Source organism: Massilia sp. PWRC2 (genome assembly GCF_049896725.1).
In the GTDB taxonomy this organism is placed as follows: Bacteria; Pseudomonadota; Gammaproteobacteria; order Burkholderiales; family Burkholderiaceae_D; genus JAFCUW01.
Map to the genome: position 1 here is coordinate 329904 of NZ_JAFCUW010000003.1, position 24667 is coordinate 354570.

Below are 24667 nucleotides of genomic sequence, written 5' to 3' on the forward strand. Positions count from 1 at the left end.
GCGGGAAAGCGCCTCACCATGAAACCAATCTGGATAGTCGACGACGACGCCTCCATCCGCTGGGTGCTTGAAAAAGCCCTGGCGCGCGAAAACCTTGCCACACGCAGTTTCGCCAACGCCCGCGACGCCATGGTCGCGCTGGAAACCGATACCCCGCAAGTGCTGGTGTCGGACATCCGCATGCCGGGCGAGTCGGGCCTGACCCTGCTGCAGGAAGTCAAGACCCGCTTCCCCGGCCTGCCGGTCATCATCATCACCGCCTTTTCCGACCTCGATTCGGCCGTCGCCGCCTTCCAGGGCGGTGCCTTCGAATACCTGGCCAAGCCCTTCGATATCGACAAGGCGGTCGAGTTGATCCGCCGCGCCCTCGAAGAAAGCCTGCGCGAAACCAGCGTCGAATCGGCACCGGCCGACACTCCCGAGATCCTCGGCCAGGCGCCTGCCATGCAGGAGGTGTTTCGCGCCATCGGCCGGCTGTCGCAGTCGAACGTCACCGTGCTCATCACGGGGGAGTCGGGCACCGGCAAGGAGCTCGTTGCGCGCGCGCTGCACAAGCACAGCCCGCGTGCTGGCCAGCCCTTCATCGCCCTCAACACGGCGGCGATCCCGAAGGACTTGCTCGAGTCCGAACTGTTCGGTCACGAGCGCGGCGCGTTTACCGGCGCCCAGGCGACCCGCCGCGGCCGCTTCGAACAGGCCGAGGGCGGCACCCTGTTCCTCGACGAGATTGGCGACATGCCCTTCGATTTGCAGACGCGGCTGTTGCGGGTGTTATCCGACGGCCATTTCTATCGGGTCGGCGGCCACCAACCCATGAAAGCCTCGGTGCGGGTGATCACCGCCACCCACCAGAACCTGGAACAGCGGGTGCGCGACGGCCTGTTTCGCGAAGACTTGTTTCACCGCCTGAATGTGATTCGTTTGCGCCTGCCCAGTTTGCGGGAGCGGCGTGAAGATATCCCCATCCTGGTGCGCCACTTTTTGGTGCAAAGCGCGCGCCAGCTGGGCGTTGAAGTCAAGCGCATGAGCGAGGTGGCAATGCAGTTTTTGGCCAGCCGCGATTTGCCTGGCAATGTGCGCCAGCTGGAAAACCTGTGCAACTGGATCACCGTGATGGCGCCCGGGCAAACAGTGGAAGTCAAAGACTTGCCGCTCGAATTGACCCAGGGCCAGGAGACGCCGTCCGAGTGGGCTTCGGCAACACCGGCGCCGGTGGTGCTGGCGGTGCCGTCAGCGAGCGCCGGCGGCGATGTGCGGCCGCTGCCGATTCCCGTGACCATGCCCGGCTCGATGACCACGCTGGCCCAGCTGGGCGCCGCGGGCGGCTGGATCGGCCTGCTTGAGCTGCAGGCGGCCTCCATGCTCAGCGCCGGCCAGTCCGAGGTAATGGATGTGCTGGGCAAGCAATTCGAATCGGCCCTGATCAAGACCGCTCTCAAGCACACCCATGGCAGAAAGAACGACGCTGCCGTGCGGCTGGGGATTGGCCGCAATACCATCACCCGCAAGATTGCCGAGCTGGGGATTGATGGGGCGCGGGAGGAGTGAAAAATCACACAAAAGTACACCCCTACTTTTGTGTGGCCTGAAGTGAGGGGCGAAGGTTAGAACCGGCTTACAGTCGCAGGGCGGGTCAGCTCAAGATCACTGGCGGAGCCAGATGATCTTGAGAGGGAACAGCACGCTTACCGTCGCCCGCCGGTGGTGATGGGCTCTGCCGGTGGCTTTGGCAGCCCCGGGGGGGGCTGGCCGGGCTGCGTCTGGCACCTGCGGTGCCTGTCCCAAAGTGAGGGGCGAAGGTTAGAACCGGCTTACAGGCGCAGGGCGGGTCAGCTCAAGATCACTGGCGGAGCCAGATGATCTTGAGAGGGAACAGCACGCTTACCGTCGCCCGCCGGTGGTGATGGGCTCTGCCGGTGGCTTTGGCAGTGCTGGGGGGGGGGCTGGCCGGGCTGCGTCTGGCACCTGCAGTTGCTGCCCCAATTTGCTGTGCAGGTGCTTTGTTTCGGGTATTCTTCGGGCGGCGGCATGTGCCGTTGTTTCTGCGGAACTTCCATGCTGATCAATTGCGTCGCCTACCAGGAAGGCAAAAAACTCTCCGATATTCCCGTCGCCGATATCAGCGACTATCTTGCCAAGCCCGAGACTTTCGTCTGGGTCGCCCTGCGCGACCCCGATGGGCGCGAGCTGGCCGAGGCCAAGGAAGAGTTCAGTTTGCACGAGCTGGCGGTCGAAGACGCCACCCGCGGCGACCAGCGGCCGAAGATCGAGGAATACGGCGACTCGCTGTTTGCCGTCATCCAGACCGTCGAACTGGTCGAAGGCGAAGCCGCACTGCATGTGGGTGAACTCGATGTGTTTGTCGGTCATAACTACGTGTTGTCGTCGCGCCGCAATACCACCCACGGTTTCCTCGGCGTGCGCGCGCGCGCCGAGCGCGAACCGCACCTGCTGGCGCAAGGCTCGGCCTTCGTGCTGTACGCGCTGATGGACGCCGTCGTCGACCGCTATTTTCCCGTCGCCGACAAGCTCGAAGCCGAGCTCGAAGTGATTGAAAATAATATCTTTACCCAGGGCGCCCAGCGCGCCAATATCCAGCGTCTGTACCAGCTCAAGGCACGCGTGCTGACCTTGCGGCACGCCGTCATGCCACTGATGGAAGCGACCAGCCGGCTCTACGGCGGACGGGTGCCGGCCCTGTGCATCAACACCCAGGATTATTTCCGCGATATCCACGACCACCTGGTGCGCATCGCCACCACCCTTGACACCATCCGCGACACCATCAGCACCGCCATCCAGGTCAACCTGTCAATGGTCGCCATCGACGAGAGCGAAGTGAACAAACGGCTGGCGGCGTGGGCCGCCATCTTCGCCGTGTTCACCGCCTTTGCCGGCGTCTGGGGCATGAATTTTAAATTTATGCCGGAACTCGAATGGCGCTGGGGCTATCCGATGGCGGTGGCGATGATGGTGGGGGTGTGCCTGTACATGCATCACCGCTTCAAGAAATCGGGCTGGCTGTAGCCGGTTACAGTGAAATTGTGCATTTCATTTATTTGGTATTGACGCCGTAAATACAAATTTATATATGGTTTATCAAAAAAACGACAGATATATCTACACAAGCATGTTTTTAAGTTAATCGCGCATTGCGCTGTTGACGAGCAATTTTCAACCATGGTTTTATCACTTATTCCCGGTCATGAAGAGCCGCCGGGAATGGTGATCGTGCTGATGCACCGCTGTCGGCGCGAAGTCTGAGCAACCCGCCCGGCCTAGCTCCTGCCGGGTGTAACCGAGGAAATTCCATGTTGAAAACCACCGTGCTGGTTCGTGCCCTCCAGCTCGCTTTTAGTGCCGCTGCCCTGACGGCATTTGTTTCCCCCACCGCTTTCGCCCAGTCGAATGCATCTGGCAACATCGTCGGCAGGGTCGATTCCCCCGTCGGCGCCAGCGTCCTTCTTAGCAATACCGAAACCGGACTCAAGCGCACTGTCAGCGTTGACGCCAGCGGCCGCTACCAAGCCACGGCCTTGCCGGCCGGCCACTACCGGGTCGATTTGCTGCGCGATGGCAAAGCCGTGCAAAGCAATGAAGTCGACGTCATCATCGGCCAGGGGGTCGATGCCTCGTTCGCCGGTGGCGCCATCCAGCAGGTCCAGGTGAATGCCCGCCGCAGCCGCATCGACGTCTCCAGCGCCAACAATGGCGCCACCTTCAGCGCCCGCGAACTGGCCGCGCTGCCCATCGAGCAAAGCGTCTCGTCGATTATCCAGCTGGCCCCGAATACCACCCGCGCCGATCCGCGCTACGCCGCCGGCGCCTCGTTCGGCGGTGGCGGCGCGTCGGAGAACGCGTATTACGTCAACGGCTTTCCCGTCACCAATCCGCTGACCCAGCTGGGGGCATCCGAGCTGCCGTTCGGTGCCATCGCCCAGGCGCAGGTGTTAACGGGTGGCTTCGGCGCCGAATTTGGGCGCTCGGTGGGTGGCGTCGTCAACATCACCACCAAGAGCGGCACCAATAACTGGGAAGCGGGAGCCCAGCTCAGCATTGAGCCCAGCAGCTTGCGTGCCAAGGCCAAGGATGTGTATTTTGCCCGCACCGGCGACCCCGCCAATGCCAGCACCGATGGCACGCTGTTTGCGCGCAACGGCCTCACGCGCGAATCGGAGACCCGCGGCGGCGCCTATGTGGGCGGGCCGCTCGTCGAAGACAAGCTGTTCATGTTCGCCGCCGTCGAGCAGATCAAGCACAAGCGCAATGGCGTTTCCGGTACCTCCGATGCAATCGACAATGACAGCGTCGGCTGGCTGGATCGCAAGGACACCACCACCCGCTACATGGGCAAACTCGACTGGAACATCAGCGACAGTCACCGCCTCGAATTCACCACCCTGGGCGACAAGCCGGAAACCGACCGCTCTTATTCGGACTACGATTACGCCACCGGTGCCCACTCGGGCGTGGTGCAGTCGGGCGGCCATTACGAGAGCATCGCCAACATCACCCCCACCACGGGCGCCAAGACCAATATCCTCAAGTACACCGGTAATCTGACCGATGACTTGACCGTCACTGCGCTGGTCGGCAAGAACAAGACCGAACACATCCAGAGCTTGCTCAATTACCCGGCCACCGTGCCCGGCATCAGCGCCGCCCCCAGCGCGCAGGCGCCCGGCTTTACTTACAACAATCCGCAGCCCTTCGTCGGTCAGCGCCTTGGCGAGCCGTATTCGTATGATGAAGTCAAGTCGCAGCGCTTCGACATCGAATACAAGCTCGGTGCGCACACCCTGCGCGCCGGTCTGGACAACAACAAGCTGTCCTCGGCCGGCGCCGGCGAAGCCACGGCCGGCGGCTATACCTGGGTGTATGGCCACAGCGACACGCCGACCGAAGCGACCACTCTCAATGGTACCCAGGGCGTCATCATCGCCAACGGTGGCGGCCTCGGCCCGCAAGGCTATTACGTTTATCGCAGCATCTTCTCGGACATCACTGCCGCCTATTCCGACCAGTCGGCGCAATACCTGGAAGACCGCTGGCAAGTCAGCAAAAATCTGCTGGTGACACTCGGCATCCGTGACGAACAGTACAAGAACCGCAATGGTGATGGCGTTGCTTTCCTGAAAATCGACAAGCAGATCAACCCGCGCGTGGCCGCCGCCTGGGACGTCAATGGCGATTCCACTCTCAAGGTGTACGGCAGCGCCGGCCGTTATTCGATCCAGATTCCCACCCACGTGGCCATTCGTGGCGCCAGCCGCTCGACGTTAACGCGCGAATATTTCACTTACACGGGGGTGGGTGCCGATGGCCAGCCGCTGGGGCTGCAAAACCTGACCGGCGTGACGTCGTCCGACAATGAGTTCGGCCAGGCCAAGCTGTTCCAGACGGTATCGGCGCAAAACATCAAGCCCAGCTTCCAGGATGAGGTGACGCTGGGCTTCGAGCAGGCGCTCTCGCCCAGCCTGAACGTTGGTGCCAAGGTCACTTACCGCAACCTGCGCTCGACCATCGATGACTACTGCGATGGCCGCCCCTTCAATGCCTACGCCGATGCGCACGGCATCGACCGTTCGAACTGGGGCGGCTTTACCTGCGCCTCGATCAACCCGGGCGAGACCAATGATTTCCTGGTCGACTATGCCGGCACCGGCAAGGACTTTACCAAGGTCACCCTGAGCGCCGCCGACATGGGCTTTGACAAGGCCACCCGCGTCTACAAGGCCATCGACCTGTTTGCCGAACACCCGCTGCGCGATGGCTGGTACGGCAAAGTCAACTACACCTGGTCGCGCAGCAAGGGCAATACCGAGGGCCAGACCCTGTCCGCCGTGGCACAAACCGACGTCGCTGCCACCCAGACCTGGGATCACCGCGAGATCATGGAGTACGCCAGCGGCTTGTTGCCGAACGACCGCGAGCACCAGATCAAAGCGTTCGGCTTCTGGGAATTCGTGCCTCAGTGGAGTGTCGGCGGTAATTTCCTGGCTGCCTCGGGCCAACCTGAAACCTGCCTCGGTAACTATCCGACTGCACTGCAAACGGCGGGCTTCCCCGACTATGGTTCGGCCTACCACTATTGCAACGGCCCCAGCGGCGCCAATGTGCCGTCGCCGCAGGGCAGTGCCGGCCGCCTGCCGTGGGATGTGCGGCTTGACATGGACCTGGTCTACAAGCCCAACTTCCTCAAGGGGCTGGCGATCAAGATCGATGTGTTCAACGTCTTCAACAAGCAGACAGTGCAGCAGATCGACCAGACCTACAACACCGATACGGGCAGCATTTCGCCCACCTACGGCACGCCCGGTCCGTTCGTCGGCTACACCCAGGGCCGCAGCGCCAAGTTCACGGTGGAGTACAACCACCGCTTCTGATGGTGTGATCGTGATTGCATAGCGCAATGAAAAAAGCCAGGTGCGATGTGCACCTGGCTTTTTTGTTGCAGCCCTGGAAGCTGGCGGCTGGAGACTTAGAACGAATACGACGCGCGCACGTACACGGTGCGGCCGGTGACGTCGGCGTAACGTGGATCGTAACCAGCCTGGAAGGTCTGGGTTTGCAGGCTCAGCGGTGGAGCGCGGTCGGTCAGATTGCGCAGGCCGGCAGTGATGCCCAGCCCCTTCTTCATCGTGTACGACAGGTAGGTGTCGAAGGTCGAGTACGAAGCGACGTGGCGCTCGACGCCATCACCCTGGTCCTGGTCCGAGTAGCCCGTTTTGTGGTGAGCGGTCAGGCCGGCACCCCAGTTAGCCAGCGTCCAGTTAAGGGTGGCAGTGTTTTGCCAGCGGAAGATCGGACCGGTACCGGAATAGATACCGACGTTCTGATGCCACTGCCCACCTTCCGAGTTCTGGTACTCGTACTTGTGCACATAGGTGCTGTTGAGCTGGAAGCTGTAGGCGCCATATGCGCTGGTACGGGTGCGATACTGGGCCGACAGGTCGACACCGTTGGTCTTGACGCCGCCCAGGTTCTGGGTGCGCAGGTCGACGTAGCCGCAGGTCAGCGGGTTAGGGCACTGCGAGCCGTCGGTGGCCAGGTCGCCAGCGGCGGTGCGGTGGTAGATGGCACCGTAGGTGGCCGGATCGGCGAACACGTCATCCTGCGAAAGTGAGCTGATCTGATGCTTCAGTTCGATCGCCCACAGATCGGCGCCCAGGGTCAGGTTGTTGATCGGCTCGATCACAAAACCCAGCGTGGCGTTCTTCGATTTTTCCGGGTTCAGATTGGCGTTGCCACCGGTGAGCACCTGGAATTGTTGTTCGCAATTGGCGGCCGACGATTTGCCGCCCACCACTTTGCCACCAGGGCAGTTGACCGGGTCATCGTAGGTGGCCGAGTTGGTGTACGACTGCGCCGAGTGGATTTCATACAGCGAAGGAGCGCGAAAGCCGGTCGAGAACGAACCGCGCACCAGCAGGGCCTTGGTCGGCTTCCACAAGAAACTCAGTTTTGGATTGGTGGTGCTGCCAAAATCGCTGTACTTGTCGTAACGCAGCGAACCGGTGACGTCGAGCGTCGCCAGCAGCGGCACTTGCAGCTCGGTATACGCGGCATAGACGCTGCGCGAGCCTTCGTTGCGGGTGTTTGGATCGATACCGGTCGACGCGACCACCTTGGCGGCATACTCGGGGTTGGCCGCCGACAGGAATTTCTCGTGGCGGGCTTCGGTGCCGACGGCAATGGCCGCAGCGCGACCGGCGTGCAGCCAGTCGCCCAGCTCGCGGCTGGCGCTAAAGTCCAGACCGGTGGTGCTGCCCTTGGCGTTCTGCACATTGCCATCGAGCGCGGCGCTGGCGATCAATGCACTGCCGGCTGCACTCTGTGGACCGTAGGGATTGATCACACCGTTGAGCACGCCAGTGGTGATGATGCCGCCGTCGCTATAGCCACGCAGGTATTCGCTGACCTTGTTCTCGTTGTACGAAAAGGCCGACTTGTAATCCCAGCCGGACAGCGTGCCTTCCAGCGAAGTGATCAGGCGCTGCTGCTTGTTAATGTTGTTGTCGGCGCGCGCGCCGTTTTCCAGGTCGCGCCACTTGACGTGAACGAAGCCGGGCTGGGCGGTGCTGCCACCGAGGCCGTCGTCGAACGTCGGGCTCAGGGGAATGTTCGGCGCAAAATTGCCGTTGCCGGGATAGTAGGGATTGAGCGAACCGTCCGGGCGCGTGCGGTTCTGGATCAGGCCGCCGTACGGCACCGGCGCGATCTGACTGGTGATCTTGCTTTCGCTGCTCATGTACTCGAAACCGAGTTCATGATCGGCGTTCAGGCGCAGGGTGCCCTTGAGCAGGCCAGTGGTGCGGTCGCTTTGCGGAATGTAATCGACAAAGCTGGAGGTGGTCATCTGGCAGCTGTTGCCCTTGCCGGCAACCAGGTTGGTGCCGCTGCTGCAGTTGCCGCCCAGCGGGTTGGCGCTGGCGCCGTCCTGGTAGTAATTGGCCGGGCTGGTCGAAGACGACAGGCCACCCGGATAGCGCCGGTTGTAGTCGCGCTGCAAGCCGTTGATCGACTTTTGTTCCTGGTGGTCGATGATGCCGTAAATGTTCCAGCCATCATTGGCCAGGTCGCCCTTGCCGAAGGCCACGTTGATCGATTTCGACACGCCGCCAGCCTGCTTCGGCTGGTCGTAGCCGACCGTGGCAACGCCACCCTGGAAATCTTTTTTGGTGATGAAGTTGATGACACCGCCAACGGCATCCGAGCCGTACAGCGACGAGGCGCCGTCGCGCAGCACTTCCACGTGGTCGAGGGCGGCAAACGGGATCATGTTCAAGTCGGGCGCCGAGCTGTCGAAGGCGTTGTTGGCCAGGCGGCGGCCGTTGAGCAGCACCAGCGTCTTGTTGGCGCCGATGCCGCGCAGGTCGGCGAACGAGGCGCCGCCGGTACCGAGACCGACCACCTGGCTGGTACCCTGCTGCGATTGCGAAATGGCCAGATTGCTCATCACCTGTTCGATGGTGGTGACGCCCTGTTTTTTCAGGTCATCCATTTTCAGCACGGTCACGGGCACCGCGGTTTCGGCGTCGATGCGCTTGATGGCCGAGCCGGTAATTTCAACGCGCTGCATCGGTGCAGTCGCTTCCTGTGCCAGCGCGGCCTGGCTCGCCAGACCCAGGCCGACGGCCACACTGCTGGAGAACATCAGGCGCAGTGAGCGGGACAATACGGTTTCCATCATGGTTACAACTCCTCGTGAACTGTTCTCGGCGGGGCGCCCGGGGGCACCGCGCCGTCGCCCGAAACGGGCGGCACCGCATGACACCATCCGCTGATCAGCACGGTCAAGGCGGCACGAGATATGTACGCGGGGATACAACGCAATTGTTTCGCTATCGTGTGCGCCTTGACACAGAAAGTAAGCCAGCCCGCCGTAAGGCTAGCTCGAAACCATTAGGTGTTTTTTGCTGACAATGTAAAGTCAAAAAATTACATTTGATACAGTCTGTTACAGGTAAAAATCTTAATGGTTATTATCGTTTTAATCATTTATATGCAAGGATCTGCGAGGCGAAAAAAAACCGGACAGGCAGTCCGGTTTGGTTGGGCAGGGCGTGCTGTATCAGGGCGCCATGGCCATGGCCACCGCTTCTGCCACCTTGATGCCATCGACCGCTGCCGACAGGATGCCGCCCGCATAGCCGGCGCCTTCGCCGGCCGGAAACAGGCCGCGCGTGTTCAAGCTTTGTAAATCATCATCGCGCCGCTTGATACGAATCGGTGACGAGGTGCGCGTTTCCACCCCGGTGAGCAGGGCATCGGGCTGGAAATATCCTTTGATCTGCTTGTCGAAGGCGGGAAAGGCTTCGCGCATGGCCAGGGTGGCGTAATCGGGCAGGGCGGTGGCGAGGTCGGTCAGGTGAATCCCCGGCGTGTACGACGGCACCACCGCGCCGAATGCGGTGGAGGCGCGGCCGGCGACAAAGTCGCCCATCAGCTGGCCTGGTGCATCGTAAGTGCCGCCGCCGAGGGCAAATGCGCGCTCTTCGAGGTCGCGCTGCAGGGCGATGCCGGCCAGTGGGTGGCCCGGGTAGTCGGCCGGGGTGATGCCGACCACGATGGCGCTGTTGGCATTGCGTTCGTTGCGCGAATACTGGCTCATGCCGTTGGTCACCACGCGGCCCGGCTCGGACGCCGCCGCCACCACGGTGCCACCGGGGCACATGCAAAAACTGTAGACCGAGCGGCCATTGCTGGCGTGATGCACCAGTTTATAGTCGGCGGCGCCGAGGATCTTGTTGCCGGCATTCGGGCCGAAGCGGCAGGCATCGATGAGCGACTGCGGGTGCTCGACCCGAAAGCCCACCGAAAACGGTTTCGCTTCGATATACACGCCCCGTTCGTAGAGCATCTCGAAGGTGTCGCGGGCGCTGTGGCCGATCGCCAGCACCAGGTGGCGGGTGGCGATGTGCTCGCCGCCAGCGAGCATGACGCCGCGCACCTCGCCGTTGCCGGCACTGTCGCGCTCGATCTCGACATCGACCACCTTGCTGGAAAAACGGTATTCGCCACCGAGCGCAATGATGGTCTCGCGCATTTGCTCAACCATCTTGACCAGCCGGAAGGTACCGATGTGCGGCTTGCTGACGTACAAAATTTCTTCGGGCGCGCCGGCCTTGACGAATTCCATCAATACCTTCCTGCCGTAGTGCTTGGGGTCCTTGATCTGGCTGTACAGTTTGCCGTCCGAAAAGGTGCCGGCGCCCCCTTCGCCAAATTGCACGTTCGACTCTGGATTGAGCACCCGCTTGCGCCAGAAGCCGAAGGTGTCGACGGTGCGTTCACGCACCTGCTTGCCCCGCTCCAGAATGATCGGCCGCAGACCCATCTGCGCCAGCACCAGCGCGACGAACAGCCCGCACGGGCCGGTGCCCACCACCACCGGACGCTCGCCCTGGTGATGACCGGCAAGGCGCTGGCCGCCGGCGACGAACTGGTAACTGATGTCGGGCGAGGGGCCGATGTGGGCATCGTGCTTGAGCCGCGCCAGCACGGCGGCCTCATCGCGCACGGTCACGTCGACCGAATAAATCAGAACGATGGCGGTTTTCTTACGGGCATCGTAGCTGCGCTTGAACATGGTCAGCGCAATGACGTCGGCGTCGCTCACGCCAAGCCTGGCGACGACGGCCGCGCGCAGGGCGCTGTCGTCATGATCGAGAGGGAGTTTGATTTCGTTAATTCGCAACATGGAGATAGCTATCGAAAAATGCCGTAAGACCGGGCATTTTAACCGACCCGCCTGGCCCTGCGGCATCAGGGCCGGCGATCAGCCGTCAGGCGCTGAGCGCGGTCCCGCCACAGCCATCCGAAAATGCAAAAAGCATAATCTGTATAAAAAATAATTGTTGTTTATATGCACCGTTCGATTTTGTTCCGTTGACATCAAACTTGGCGCCATGGTTCTATGTATAACGTAAATATTGTTTTTAAATAAAACATGTTTAATTGTTTCTTGTTCGGCAGCGAGGAAGAAGCAGGTGGTGAAAATTCGGTGATGTAGCGTTTAACAATCATGCGGGCAAACGACAGACCCGCTTCTTAGAATCAGGGAAATCACTATGTTAAGAAAATCCGTGTTGGTGCGTGCGCTGTCGCTGGCGTTCAGTACTGCTGCCTTGGTCGCCGCCGTCACGCCAGTGGCGATGGCGCAGTCGAATGCTTCGGGCAATGTGTATGGCAAGATTACGCCGGGACTGGCGACGTCCGTGGTCGTCAAAAATATCGATACCAATCAGACCCGTACTGCCACGGTGGACGCCGGTGGCGCCTTTACCATGACGGCCCTGCCGATTGGCCGCTACAGCGTGACGCTGCTCAAGGGCGGCGTCGCCGGCCAGACGACGACGGTGGAAGTGCTGGCCGGCCAGGGGGTCGAAGCCGAATTTGCCGGCGTCTCGAGCGGTATCCAGACGGTGCAGGTGAGCGGTCGCCGCTCGCGCATCGACGTCTCCAGCGCCAACAACGGCGCCACGTTTACCGCGCGCGAACTGTCCAAGCTGCCGATCCAGCAAAACGTCGACGCCATCATCCAGCTGGCACCCAACACCACCCGGGTCGACTCGCGCTACGCTGGCGGCGCCAGTTTCGCCGGTGGCGGCGCCTCGGAAAATGCCTACTACATCAATGGTTTTCCGGTCACCAATCCCTTGACCCAGCTGGGTGCCTCAGAACTGCCATTCGGCTCCATCGCCCAGGCGCAGATCCTGACCGGCGGTTTTGGCGCTGAGTTTGGCCGCTCGGTGGGCGGTGTCGTCAACATCACCACCAAGAGCGGTACCAACAACTGGGAAATCGGCATGTCCGCCAGCACGGAACCGAATTCGCTGCGCGCCAAGACCAAGGACCTGTTTTACGATAATACTGGCCGTTTTCCCCAGACCGACGGCACCATCTATCGCACCCGTCACGACAATACGCAGACACTCGACCAGGTCGGTGCTTACCTTTCCGGTCCGATCGTCAAGGACACGCTGTTCATGTTTGTCTCGGGCGAGACCACGCGCACCCGCACCAGTGGCAGCGACTCTGTCAATGGCGTGCGCATCGGTGGCGCAGCGGCGGGCGGCTGGAATGAGTCGAGCCGCAAGGTCGATCGTTATTTTGCCAAGCTGGATTGGAACATTACCGATAACCATCGCCTCGAAGCATCGTTCATCGGCGATACCCCGGAAGTGAAAACCACCTACAGCGGCTATCCCTACAGCACTACCGCGCCGTTCACGCCCACCCGCAATGGCATTGTGTCGTCGCGCAAGACCGAATCGAACGTCAACGACAATGGCGCCGAAGTGCAAATCTTGAAGTACACGGGCAACTGGACCGACAATTTTACGGTGCAAGCGCTGTATGGCCAGTCGAAATCGAAGCATGTCAACGAATTTGAAGGGTATAACCCGACCCTGTTCAGCACCAGTTTTACGCCCGACACGCAAGCCCCGGGCTTGAACTATGTGAACAAGCAAACTGTGTCCGGCACCGTGCTGCCGGACAATGCGCGCGACAAGATCGAGTCCTTCCGCCTGGACCTCGAATACAAGCTGGGCGACCACACGATCCGCTTTGGCCTCGACAATAACAAGCTCAGTTCAAACAATGCCGGCGAAGTCACTGCAGGCGGTGGCTCCTGGACTTACCTGCGCAACGACGATCCCAAGGCCGACTTCGATCTGGGCGGCGGCATCTCAAAAGGACCCGGCACCACCACCAGCCCGCTCGGTCAGCAGGGGTATTACGTCACCAGGAACCTGTTCTTCGACACCACCAACGCCTACTCGAATCAAAATGCCCAGTACCTGGAAGACAAATGGCAGATCACCAAAAATTTGCTGATCACCCCCGGTGTGCGCGTGGAAGGCTTTGACAACCAGAACGGCGACCACGTCAAATACCTGGAGCAAAAGCACCAGATTGCCCCCCGGTTTGCCCTGGTGTGGGACGTCACCGGCGACGCCGCCAACAAGCTGTACGGCTCGGCCGGTCGTTATCACTTGCAGATTCCTACCCACCTGGCCGTGCGCGGTGCCGGCCGTTCGACCAATACCGTGCAGTCATTTGCCTACACCGGCGTCGATGCCAATGGCTTGCCAACCGGTCTGATTCAACTGTCCGCGCCGGCGTCGTCGAACAACGAATATGGCCAGGCCAAGGAGCCACGCACCCTGTCGGCCGTCGACCTGAAGCCAACTTACCAGGATGAAGTGACGCTGGGCTTTGAAAAAGTGCTCTCGCCTGCGCTCAATTTCGGCGTGAAGGCCACTTACCGCAAGCTGCGTTCGACCATCGATGACTTTTGCGATGCCCGTCCGTTTGAAAAATACGCCGCTGATCACAAGATCGATACGGCCAACTGGGGCGGTTTCGGCTGTGCCACCTTCAACCCGGGCGAGCCAAATTCTTTCTACGTCGATTACAGCGGCTCGACCAACAATGGCGGTACCGCCAAGGACTTGACGCTGGTGAACCTGTCGGCGGCGGACCTCGGCTTTCCAAAAGCAGAGCGGGTCTACCGCGCCATCGACCTGTTCGCCGAGCATCCCCTGGGCAATGGCTGGTACGGCAAGATCAATTACACCTGGTCGCGCAGCAAGGGCAATACCGAAGGCCAGACGCTCTCTGACGTGGGCCAGACCGACGTCGCCGCCACCCAGACCTGGGACTATCCCGAGCTGATGATTGGCGCCAATGGTTTGCTCCCCAATGATCGTGAGCACCAGATCAAGGCCTATGGTTTCTATGAACTGACGCCAGAATGGACGATTGGCGGCAACGCGCTGGCCTCCTCGGGCCGTCCGCGCAGCTGCATTGGCCGCTACCTGTTTGATGGCACCACGCCCAACTACAGCAACGGTCCGCACTACTGCTTCGGCACCACCATCGCCACCAACGTGCTGGTCGAGCGCGGCACGCTGGGCCGCCTGCCATGGGATACCCGGCTGGACCTGAACCTGGTCTATCGTCCCGCCGCGATTACCGGCCTGGCGCTGAAGGTCGACGTATTCAACGTATTTGACAAGCAAGTGACGCAAAACGTCGAAGAGCGCTGGAACAGTGGCAATGCGGGGCGCAGTAGCTACGGTCGCACCCTTAGTACCACCACCCCCCGCACCGTGCGCCTGACGGCCGAGTACAACCACCGTTTCTAACCTTCGTCTGATTTTCCTGCAACCCGCTGCGTCCGTGCAGCGGGTTTTTTTACGCCCGAACCGCCACGCATTTCTTCCCCACCGCTAATCGGTCTGTCCATGTTCCCGCGAAGTGTACCGGCCAAGCCCGGCAATAGTGCTTTCCGCTCACTACAAAGTAAATTGACTGCGGCAAAAAAATACATTTAACACAATGTTGTTTCTTGGCGTAATGACATGCCTGGAAGCATTGACACTGGTTTAAGCGATATGTTTCCATGCACTGCATATATGCAATACGGATTAGTTCGTATGCATTATTTCGTCCAAGGACGAGTCGTTGCGGTAACGGAGGAATGACGCAATTTTTCCGTGAATAAGAGTCAGACTTAACCAGCCGAACCACGCGTGAGGCTTATAAAATTAGGAAATCACATGTTTAGAAAAACTGTTGTAGTACGCGCCCTGACGCTGGCGTTCAGCACGGCGGCCCTGTCCGCTGCCGTGATGTCGCCGGCAATGGCGCAGTCGAACGCTGCAGGCAGCATCAATGGCCGTGTTGATGCCCCAGCCGGTGCGACCGTCAACATGCTCAACACCGACACGGGCGCCCGTCGCTCGGTCGCCCCTGACGCCTCGGGCCGCTACAGCGCGACCGCCATGGCCCCCGGCCACTACAAGGTTGACCTGGTGCGCGATGGTAAGGTCGTCACCACCCAGGAAGTCGACGTGATCGTCGGCCAGGGTGTCGATGCTTCTTTCCTTGCAGTGCAATCGGTGCAGGTGACGGCGCGCCGTAGCCGTATCGATGTGTCCAATACCAACAATGGCGCCGTCTTCACCGCGCGCGAACTGGCCAAGCTGCCCACCACGCAAAGCGTGGCCGCCATCATCCAGCTGGCGCCCAACACCACCCGTGCCGATTCGCGCTACACGGCCGGCGCCTCGTTCGGCGGCGGCGGTGCGTCGGAAAACTCGTACTACATTAACGGTTTCCCTGTCACCAACCCGGTCACCCAGCTGGGCGCCTCCGAGCTGCCGTTCGGCGCGATTGCACAAGCCCAGGTCCTCACCGGTGGTTTCGGCGCCGAGTTCGGCCGCTCGGTCGGTGGCGTCGTCAACGTCACCACCAAGAGCGGTACCAACACCTGGGAAGTCGGCGCCACCGCCAGCGTGACGCCAGACTCGACGCGCGCGAAAAACAAAGACCTGTATTACGGCAAGACCGGCTACGCGCAAAACGCGCAGACCGATGGCACCCTGTATCGCCAGGCTGACAACACCAAGCGCAACGAGTCGATCACCGGCGCCTATATCGGCGGCCCGATCGTGCAGGACAAGCTGTTCATGTTCGTCGCCGTGGAAGAGCGCAAAGCCGACCAGGAACGCGTGCTGGGCATTCGCACCTCGTCCTCGCTCGCTTCGTCCGGCTTCGAAAAAACCCAGGACAAGACCAGCCGTTACCTGGGCAAGTTCGACTGGAATTTGAGCGATGATCACCGGCTCGAAGCGACCCTGATGGGCGACGTCGGCCGCAGCGACCGCCAGCTGTTCGGTTATACATATCCCACCGCCGACGGCGCCAAAGGCGTGATCGGTGCGCAAACGGCGTCCCAGCACTACAAGAACAATGCCGACTTCTCACCTTCGGTGGGCGCCGATGTCAAGATCTTGCGCTACACGGGCAATTTGACCGATGCGCTGACGGTGACGGCGCTGGCCGGCGAAAGCCGCACGCCAGGCTCGAGCGTCTACGATGCGATTGGCAATGTTCCTGCCAATATCTTCCAGGTCAGCGCACCGATTGCGACGCGCGCCCCTGGCTTGAATTACTTCAGCCCGCAAGTGCTGTCGGGCGCCGTCGACAATGGCGAATCGCTGAGCAAAATCAAGTCCAAGCGTTTTGATCTCGAATACAAGCTGGGCCAGCACACCATCCGCGCCGGTCTGGACAACAACAAGCTCGAATCGTCCGACATCGGTCAAAACTATGGCGGTGGCGGCCTGTGGACGTATTTCAAGGCAGCCGACCCGAGCGTGAAGATCCCGTTTGGTCCGGTCAGCGTGTCGCCAGCCAGTGGCGGCGGTCTGGGTTCCCAGGGCTACTATGTGCGCCGTACGATTTTCGACACCGTCACCAGTGCCGGTTCCGAGCAGTCGGCCCAGTACGTCGAGGACAAGTGGCAAGTCACCAAGAACGTGCTGGTGACGGCCGGTCTGCGTAACGAAAGCTTCAAGAACACCAACGGTGACGGCGAAACCTTCCTCGACGCAAAGAATGCCCTGTCGCCCCGGCTGGCCGCCAGCTGGGACGTCAACGGCGATTCGAGCCTGAAGCTGTACGGCAGTGCCGGCCGCTACACGCTGCAAATCCCGACCCACCTGGCAGTGCGCGGTGCTTCGCGTTCGACCTACACTCGCCAGGCCTTTACCTACACCGGCACCGACGCTTACGGCCAGCCAACTGGGCTGGTGGAACTGTCGCCGGTCTACTCGACCAACAACGAGTTGGGCCAGCCGAAAGACGCCAAGACCCTGACCGCCACCGACATCAAGGCGACATACCAGGATGAAGTGACACTGGGCCTGGAAAAAGCCTTTAGCCCGAGCCTGAACATGGGCGCCAAAGTCACTTTCCGTCGCCTTGGCGCTACCATCGACGATTACTGCGACAGCACCCTGTTCGACCAGTACGCCGTCGACCATGGCATTAATACCAAAAATTATGGTGGCACCGGCTGCGTCTCCTTCAATCCGGGCGAAGATGCCACTTTCCTGGTCGATTACGCCGGCACCGCCAGCAACTACACCACGGTGCACCTGACCAAGCAGCAGCTCGGTTTCGACAAGGCGCGCCGAACCTATGCCGCCGTCGACTTGTTCGCCGAACATCCACTGCGCAATGGCTGGTATGGTCGGGTGAACTACACCTGGTCGCGCAGCAAGGGCAACACCGAAGGTCAGACCCGTTCCGACAATGCCCAGACCGACGTCGCTGCCACTTCGACCTGGGATACGCCTGAGCTGATGGTGGGCGCCTATGGTCGCCTGCCAAACGACCGCGAGCATTCGATCAAGGCCTATGGTTTCTACGACATCACGCCGTCGTGGACTGTCGGTGGCAACTTCCTGGCCGCCTCCGGCCGGCCGATCAACTGCTTCGGTGCCAATCAGTCGCCCGCCTTTGCCGATGTGAACAAGAACTATGGTTCGGTGTTCTTTTACTGCGCCGGCCAGGACCGTCCACGCGGCACCAGCGGCACCCTGCCATGGGACGTGCGGCTCGACCTGAACCTGACCTATCGCCCGGCGATGCTCAAGGATCTGGCATTCAAGCTCGATGTGTTTAACGTCGCCAACAAGCAGACCGTGCAAACCATCGACGAGACCTACAACAGCGACACCACCGAAGCGGCAGTGAGCCCCACCTATGGCCGGGTGATCAGCTACACGGCGCCACGGACGGTGCGTTTCGGCGTCGAATTCAATCACAAGTTCTGATTGTTGCGTTTTACCGCCGGCTTGCCGGTGGCGCAAAAAAAACCGCAGACCCTGGTCTGCGGTTTTTTTTTGCCCTGGGGGACCGTCGATAAGGGGCTGACTGAAATGTGACGGCCGGCCCGGCCAGTTTGGTGCGCATGGCGACTTCCGCGCTCGCCCGTGCGCCGTTCCGGTGCGCGGGTTGTGCACGTTGGGGCAATACAAGTATGAAAAAAATTAACTGTTGTTTATATGCACATGAGCATCTAAGTAACATTGACACTGCTTGTTTCGGCATGCTTCCATGTATAGCATAAATATTGTTAACGCCGACTTAACGATGTTTGTTCTTCGTCCATTTGCGCGGGCGTTTGTACTGTACGGGGGAATAACGCATATTCGCCGTGATTTGAAGTTACCTTTACCAGAGCCGCTCTACAAGAAACGCTTAAAAAACAAATTAGGAAATCACATGTTTAGAAAAACTGTTGTAGCACGTGCACTGACGATCGCATTCAGCACCGCGGCCCTGTCCGCCGCTGTGATGTCGCCGGCAGTTGCGCAGTCGAACGCCACCGGTAACATTCTCGGTAACGTGGGTTCGCCCGCCGGTGTCACGGTCAACGTTCTGAACGTTGATACGGGCTTGAAGCGGAGCATCACGCCTGAAGCGAACGGTCGCTATCAAGCCACCGCACTGCCAACCGGCCGCTACAAAGTGGAACTGGTTCGTGCCGGTGCCGTTGTCAACACCATCAACGTCGAAGTACTGGTCGGTCAGGGCGTGGACGCCTCGTTCGCCTCCGGTACCGAAGTGCAAGCGGTACAGATTACCGGTCGCCGCAGCCGCATTGACGTTTCCAACACCACCAACGGCGCCACCTTCACCGCGCGCGAACTCAAAGCGCTGCCGATTGCCCCTAGCGTCGGTGCCATCATTCAGCTGACCCCGGGTACCACCCGCGGCGACTCCCGTTACGGCGACATCAATGCGCCAAGTATCGGTGGCGCATCGGCGTCGGAAAACTCGTTCTATGTGAACGGTTTCCCGGTCACCAACGTGCTGCTGCAGGTCGGCGCTGCCGAACTGCCGTTTGGCGCCATCGCCAATGCGCAGATCCTGTCGGGCGGCTACGGCGCCGAGTTCGGTCGTGCAACGGGCGGTGTGTCGAACATCACCACCAAGAGCGGTACCAACAACTGGGAAATCGGCGCACAAGCGTACATTTCTCCAAACAATCTGCGTGCCAAAGAAAAGAATATCTATTACCCAACCGTGGGCAAGCCTGGAACGGAAGGCACCGATGGCAAGATCTACCTGTACAACAACAACAACACGGCCGAGCGCAAGAGCGGTTCCGTGTCGCTGGGCGGCCCGCTGATCAAGGATACCTTGTTCATGTTCGTCGACTACGAGTCGATCAAGGGTAACTTTGCCGACAACCGCGTCGCCAACACCGTCCCGTCCCGTACCATTCCCTACTCGAACGGCTGGGAAACCATCGCCAACCAGACCGAGCGTTACCTGGTCAAGCTGGACTGGAACATCACCGACAATCACCGCCTGGAATACACCCAGTTCGGCGATACCCCGAAATCGGATCGTAAGTACTACTCTTACGATTTCAATACCCATGCAGTGGGCGCCACCCAGACCAGCGGCCAGAATTACACCAACTGGGGCCCAACCCCGGCTGCTGCTGCCCAGGGCGGCGAATTCCGCATTGGTAAATACACCGGTAACCTGACCGACAACCTGACCCTGACCGCCATGTATGGCGATTCGATCGTCAAGCACTCGCAGTCGCCGTTCGGCTTCGTGCCGGGCGTGTTCCAGACCAGTGTTGTGACCGGTGGTAATGCCGCCGGCATCAAATACCCAGGCATCGACTATGCCCTGCCCCAGCCAACCACCGGCACCCTGCTGGCCCCTGGCGCGCAGGATAAACAGCGCGTCTACCGAATCGATGCCGAGTACAAGCTGGGCAACCACCTGCTGCGCGCCGGTCTCGACCACAACGATATCAGCTCGCTCGCTGGTGTTCAGACCGCCGGCGGCGGTTCGTGGATCTATGACCGCCTGACCAACCCGAATGCCACCCCGGCATCGAACTCGAATTCGCCTGCTTCCGGTGGCGGTTTGGGTACCCAGGGTTACTTCGTCAGCAAAAACCTGCTCAGCCGCGTGTCGACCCCAACGGTTGAGCAGGCTGCCCAGTACGTCGAAGACAAATGGCAGATCAACAAGGATGTGCTGTTCGTTGCTGGCCTGCGTAATGAGCAGTTCACCAACTACAACGGCGACCACCTTGCTTACTACTCGCAGCGCCATCAGCTGGCACCGCGTCTGGGCGTCTCGTGGGATGTGATGGGCGATTCGTCGACCAAGTTGTACGCCAACGGCGGCCGTTATCACCTGCAGATCCCGACCAACGTCGCCGTCCGTGGCGCCGGCAGCTCGCTGCAAGCGGTCCAGTACTACACCTACACCGGTGTCAACCCAGCCACCGGCGAACCGACTGGCCTCAATCCGATCTCCGCCCTGGTGTCGCCTAACAATGAGTTCGGCCAGGCAAAAGATCCACGCACTGTTGCCGCGCAAAACATGAAGTCGCACTACCAGGATGAAGTGTCGATCGGTTTCGACAAGCAACTGACCCCTGAGTACACCATCGGCGGTAAAGCCACCTACCGTACCCTGAAAAGCACGGTCGATGACTTCTGCGATGCGCGTCCTTTCTACAAGTATGCGACCGATCACAAGATCGACATCAGCAAGTATGAAGGCTTCAACTGCGCCCTGTTCAATCCAGGTATCGCCAATGACTTCCTGGTCGAATACGCCGGTCCAGGCAATGCGCTCACGCCAGTTCACCTGAGCGCGGCCGATCTGGGCTACGACAAAGTGGTCCGTACCTACAAGGCAGTCGATCTGTCGCTTGAGCACGGCTTCCGCAATGGCTGGTACGCCAAGGTCAACTACACGTGGTCGCGTTCGTACGGCAACACCGAAGGTCAGACCCTGTCTGACATCGGCCAGGCTGACGTCGCCACCACCCAGGTATTCGACTTCCCTGAAATCGGTCTGAACTCGGCTGGCTTGACGCCAAACAACCGTACGCACCAGATCAAGGCCTTCGGCTACTACGAAATCACCCCGCAATTCTCGCTCGGTGGTAACGCATTGCTGTCGTCGGGTCGTCCGAAGAACTGTATCGGTAACCTGCCAGACAGCTACGGCCCATTGAACCCGGCCCGTGACTATGGCTCGGCCTTCTTCTTCTGCGACGGCGTGGCTACCCCACGCGGTTCGCAGGGCAATCTGTCCTGGGATACCCGTCTGGACATGAACTTCGCCTACAAGCCAGCGTTCATGAAGGACTTCATGTTCAAGATCGACGTCTACAACGTGTTCAACAAGCAGACCGTGCAGAACATCAGCGAGATCTACAACTCGAACGCCGCCAACGTCTCGACCAGCTTTGGTCGCGTGATCAGCTACACCGCACCACGTTCGGCGCGTCTGACGGCTGAGTTCAACCACAAGTTCTGATCGTTCTGATCTGACCGCTGCCCGCTACGGCGAGCACGCAAAAAAGCCGGCGAATTTGCCGGCTTTTTTTATTTTGTTTACCCGGTTGTTGTGCCGCAGTTTCTTACACCTCACCCCAGTGCGCGGCCAGCATGGCCAGCGCCGCCAGCGCGCACGTTTCAGTGCGCAAGATGCGTGGCCCCATCGATAGCGCCAGGCCGCCGGCCACCACCACCGCCTGTTCTTCTTCCAGCGTCAAGCCGCCTTCCGGACCGACCACCAGCGCCAGCGCACACGACGCCGTCGCCGCCGCCCATTGCGACAGCGACTGCGTGGCGCGCGGCGACAGCAGCACCGTCTGCGCGCGCGGCGCGCCCAGCCAGTCGTGCAGGCGGGCCAGCGGGGCGAGGGTGGTAACACGGTTGCGCCCGCTCTGTTCGGACGCTGCCACGATCACCCCGTGCCAGTGCGCATGGCGCTTTTCCGCCCGCTCGGCCGACAGCTTGACCACGCTGCGCTGCGCTGCCAGCGGTTGCACGGCGGCGACCCCCAGTTCGACGGCCTTTTCGATGATCCAGTCCATCTTCGCCGCTTCCGGCAGCGCTTGCGCCAGCGTGATCGCGTACGGCAACTCGGATTCGCGCGCTGCATGCGCCAGCAGCACGGCGCTGGCGCCGTGCTTGTCGAGGCTGGCCAACTGCGCCGACCATTCGCCGCCCTCGCCATTGAACAGCGTCAACGGTGCGCCCGGCTGCAGGCGCACCACGCGGGCGTGATGGGCTACCGCAGCGGGCAGGGCAATGGTGGCGCCCTGGACAAGCGGCTGGGGACAGTAGAAACGGGGCATGCGCAGACCTTGGGACGGGCTAAATAGTGTGCCGCATTTTAAGGCGCAGCCCCCCACTCTGGTAAAATAGTTGGCTGAGCGCCGCAGTTTACTGCTGCCCGCTTGCCGCCTTGCCGTTGCACGATGCACCCAGACCCCACCCAGACTCCACCACACCGACCGATGAAACCTACGCACACCACCACCTTGATGGCCAACGCAATCCGCGCGCTGGCAATGGATGCAGTCCAGAAAGCCAACTCGGGCCACCCTGGCATGCCGATGGGCATGGCCGATATCGCTGTCGCCCTGTGGGACGGCCATTACAAGCACAATCCGGCCAACCCCCACTGGGCCAACCGCGACCGCTTCCTGCTGTCGAACGGCCACGGCTCGATGCTCCATTACGCCCTGCTGCACCTGAGTGGTTACGCGCTGTCGATGGATGACATCAAGGCGTTCCGCCAGCTGCACTCGAAGACCCCGGGCCACCCGGAGGTGGATGTCACCCCCGGCATCGAAACGACCACCGGTCCGCTGGGCCAGGGCCTGGCCAACGGCGTCGGCATGGCGCTCGCCGAATACCTGCTGGGCGCGCAATTTAACAAGCCCGATCTGACCGTGGTCGATCACCACACCTATGTGTTCCTCGGCGACGGTTGCCTGATGGAGGGCATTTCGCACGAAGTGTGCTCGCTGGCCGGCACCCTGGGCCTGAAAAAACTGATCGCCCTGTATGACGACAACGGCATCTCGATTGATGGCAAGGTGGAAGGCTGGTTCACCGACGACACCCCGGCACGTTTCGAAGCCTATGGCTGGAACGTTATCCGCGCCGTCGATGGTCACAATGTCGCTGCCGTCGACGCCGCCCTGACGCAGGCGCGCCAGGCCGACAAGCCGACCCTGATCTGCTGCAAAACCATCATTGGCAAGGGTTCGCCCAACCTGCAAGGTGGCGACAAGGTCCACGGCGCCGCGCTGGGCGAGAAAGAAGTGGCGGCCGTGCGCGACAACCTGCACTGGGATGCGGCGCCCTTCGTCATGCCGCAGGAAGTCTATGCCGCCTGGGATGCCAAGGCCCGCGGCGCCGCTGCTGAAGCCGAATGGAACACCACCTTCGCCAGCTACCGCGCACAGTACCCCGCTGAAGCGGCCGAGCTGGAACGCCGCATGGCCGGTGAGCTGCCTGCCGACTTTGACGCCACCCTGGCCGCCGCCATTGCCGCCTGCGTCGACAAGAAAGAAACCATCGCCACCCGCAAGGCCAGCCAGAATGCCATCCAGGCGCTGGCCCCCGTGCTGCCAGAATTTCTCGGCGGCTCGGCCGACCTGACCAGTTCGAATCTAACCAACTGGAAAGAAAGCGTCAACGTTCGTTCCGGCAAGCCTGGCAATCACATCAACTATGGCGTGCGCGAATTCGGCATGAGCGCCATCATGAACGGCATCGCCCTGCACGGCGGTTTCATTCCATTCGGCGCCACCTTCCTCACCTTCTCTGACTACAGCCGCAATGCGCTGCGCATGGCGGCCCTGATGAAGCTGCGCTCGATTTTCGTGTTCACCCACGATTCGATCGGCCTCGGTGAAGACGGCCCCACCCACCAGTCGGTCGAGCATATTTCGTCGATGCGCCTGATTCCCCACCTGGACAACTGGCGCCCGTGCGACACGGTCGAGTCCAGCGTCGCCTGGGGCGCCGCCGTGCGCCGCCAGCACGGCCCGTCGACCCTGATCTTTTCGCGCCAAAACCTGCCGTACCAGGAACGCACCGCGCAACAGATCGCCGACATCGCCCGCGGCGGCTACGTGTTGCAAGACGCCGCCGCCGCCAAAATCATCCTGATCGCTACCGGTTCGGAAATCGAACTGGCGGTCAAGGCCGCTGCCGCCTTGACGGCGCAGGGCGTGGCCGTGCGCGTGGTGTCGATGCCGTCGACCGACGTGTTCGACCGCCAGGATGCGTCGTACAAAGCCAGCGTGCTCACCCGTGGCGTGCCACGCGTGGCCATCGAAGCGGGCGTCACCGACTTCTGGTACAAATATGTGGGCCTGGAAGGCGCCGTGGTTGGCATCGACACCTTCGGCGAATCGGCTCCGGCACCGGAGTTGTTCAAGTATTTCGGCTTTACCGTCGACAACGTCGTGGCCAAGGCCATGATCGTGCTGGCGCAATAAAACAAGCGCAGC

Annotated in this window: 10 protein-coding genes; 7 read left to right on the forward strand and 3 right to left on the reverse strand. The window is 61.0% G+C overall.

Annotated elements, in window-relative coordinates:
* The first annotated feature begins 18 nt into the window (after positions 1-18).
* From ntrC to ACP7BZ_RS09205, 3 genes are all read left to right on the forward strand, one after another.
* A complete protein-coding gene (gene ntrC, locus ACP7BZ_RS09195) occupies positions 19-1548 on the forward strand; it encodes a nitrogen regulation protein NR(I) (RefSeq protein ID WP_426112284.1) in 1530 nt (509 codons plus the stop codon).
* A gap of 507 nt (positions 1549-2055) precedes the next feature.
* Positions 2056-3027: a magnesium/cobalt transporter CorA gene (gene corA / locus ACP7BZ_RS09200; RefSeq protein ID WP_426112286.1), complete on the forward strand. Its 972-nt coding sequence runs from the start codon at positions 2056-2058 to the stop codon at positions 3025-3027.
* 284 nt (positions 3028-3311) lie between these two features.
* Positions 3312-6386, forward strand: coding sequence for a TonB-dependent receptor (locus tag ACP7BZ_RS09205; RefSeq protein WP_426112288.1), 3075 nt, complete (start codon positions 3312-3314; stop codon positions 6384-6386).
* 95 nt (positions 6387-6481) lie between these two features.
* Here the strand turns inward: ACP7BZ_RS09205 and ACP7BZ_RS09210 are convergent, their stop codons facing one another.
* A complete protein-coding gene (locus ACP7BZ_RS09210) occupies positions 6482-9193 on the reverse strand; it encodes a TonB-dependent receptor (protein ID WP_426112290.1) in 2712 nt (903 codons plus the stop codon).
* Between the two features lie 381 nt (positions 9194-9574).
* Positions 9575-11203, reverse strand: a complete 1629-nt coding sequence (locus ACP7BZ_RS09215) for an NAD(P)/FAD-dependent oxidoreductase (RefSeq protein WP_426112292.1) — start codon at positions 11201-11203, stop codon at positions 9575-9577.
* 370 nt (positions 11204-11573) lie between these two features.
* On the opposite strand from ACP7BZ_RS09215, the gene ACP7BZ_RS09220 reads away from it, so the two are divergent.
* From ACP7BZ_RS09220 to ACP7BZ_RS09230, 3 genes are all read left to right on the forward strand, one after another.
* Entirely contained in the window at positions 11574-14657 is a 3084-nt protein-coding gene (locus ACP7BZ_RS09220) for a TonB-dependent receptor (protein ID WP_426112294.1), read from the forward strand.
* A gap of 414 nt (positions 14658-15071) precedes the next feature.
* Positions 15072-18137 carry a TonB-dependent receptor gene (locus ACP7BZ_RS09225; RefSeq protein WP_426112296.1) on the forward strand — a complete coding sequence of 1022 codons (3066 nt, stop codon included), beginning with the start codon at positions 15072-15074 and terminating at the stop codon, positions 18135-18137.
* A 451-nt stretch (positions 18138-18588) separates the two neighbouring features.
* Entirely contained in the window at positions 18589-21669 is a 3081-nt protein-coding gene (locus ACP7BZ_RS09230; protein ID WP_426112298.1) for a TonB-dependent receptor, read from the forward strand.
* Positions 21670-21772: 103 nt separating this feature from the next.
* On the opposite strand, the gene ACP7BZ_RS09235 is transcribed toward ACP7BZ_RS09230, so the two are convergent.
* On the reverse strand, positions 21773-22495 hold the full coding sequence (locus ACP7BZ_RS09235) for a 16S rRNA (uracil(1498)-N(3))-methyltransferase (protein WP_426112300.1): 723 nt from the start codon (positions 22493-22495) through the stop codon (positions 21773-21775).
* A 162-nt stretch (positions 22496-22657) separates the two neighbouring features.
* On the opposite strand from ACP7BZ_RS09235, the gene tkt reads away from it, so the two are divergent.
* Positions 22658-24655, forward strand: coding sequence for a transketolase (gene tkt / locus ACP7BZ_RS09240; RefSeq protein ID WP_426112302.1), 1998 nt, complete (start codon positions 22658-22660; stop codon positions 24653-24655).
* Positions 24656-24667 lie beyond the last annotated feature (12 nt).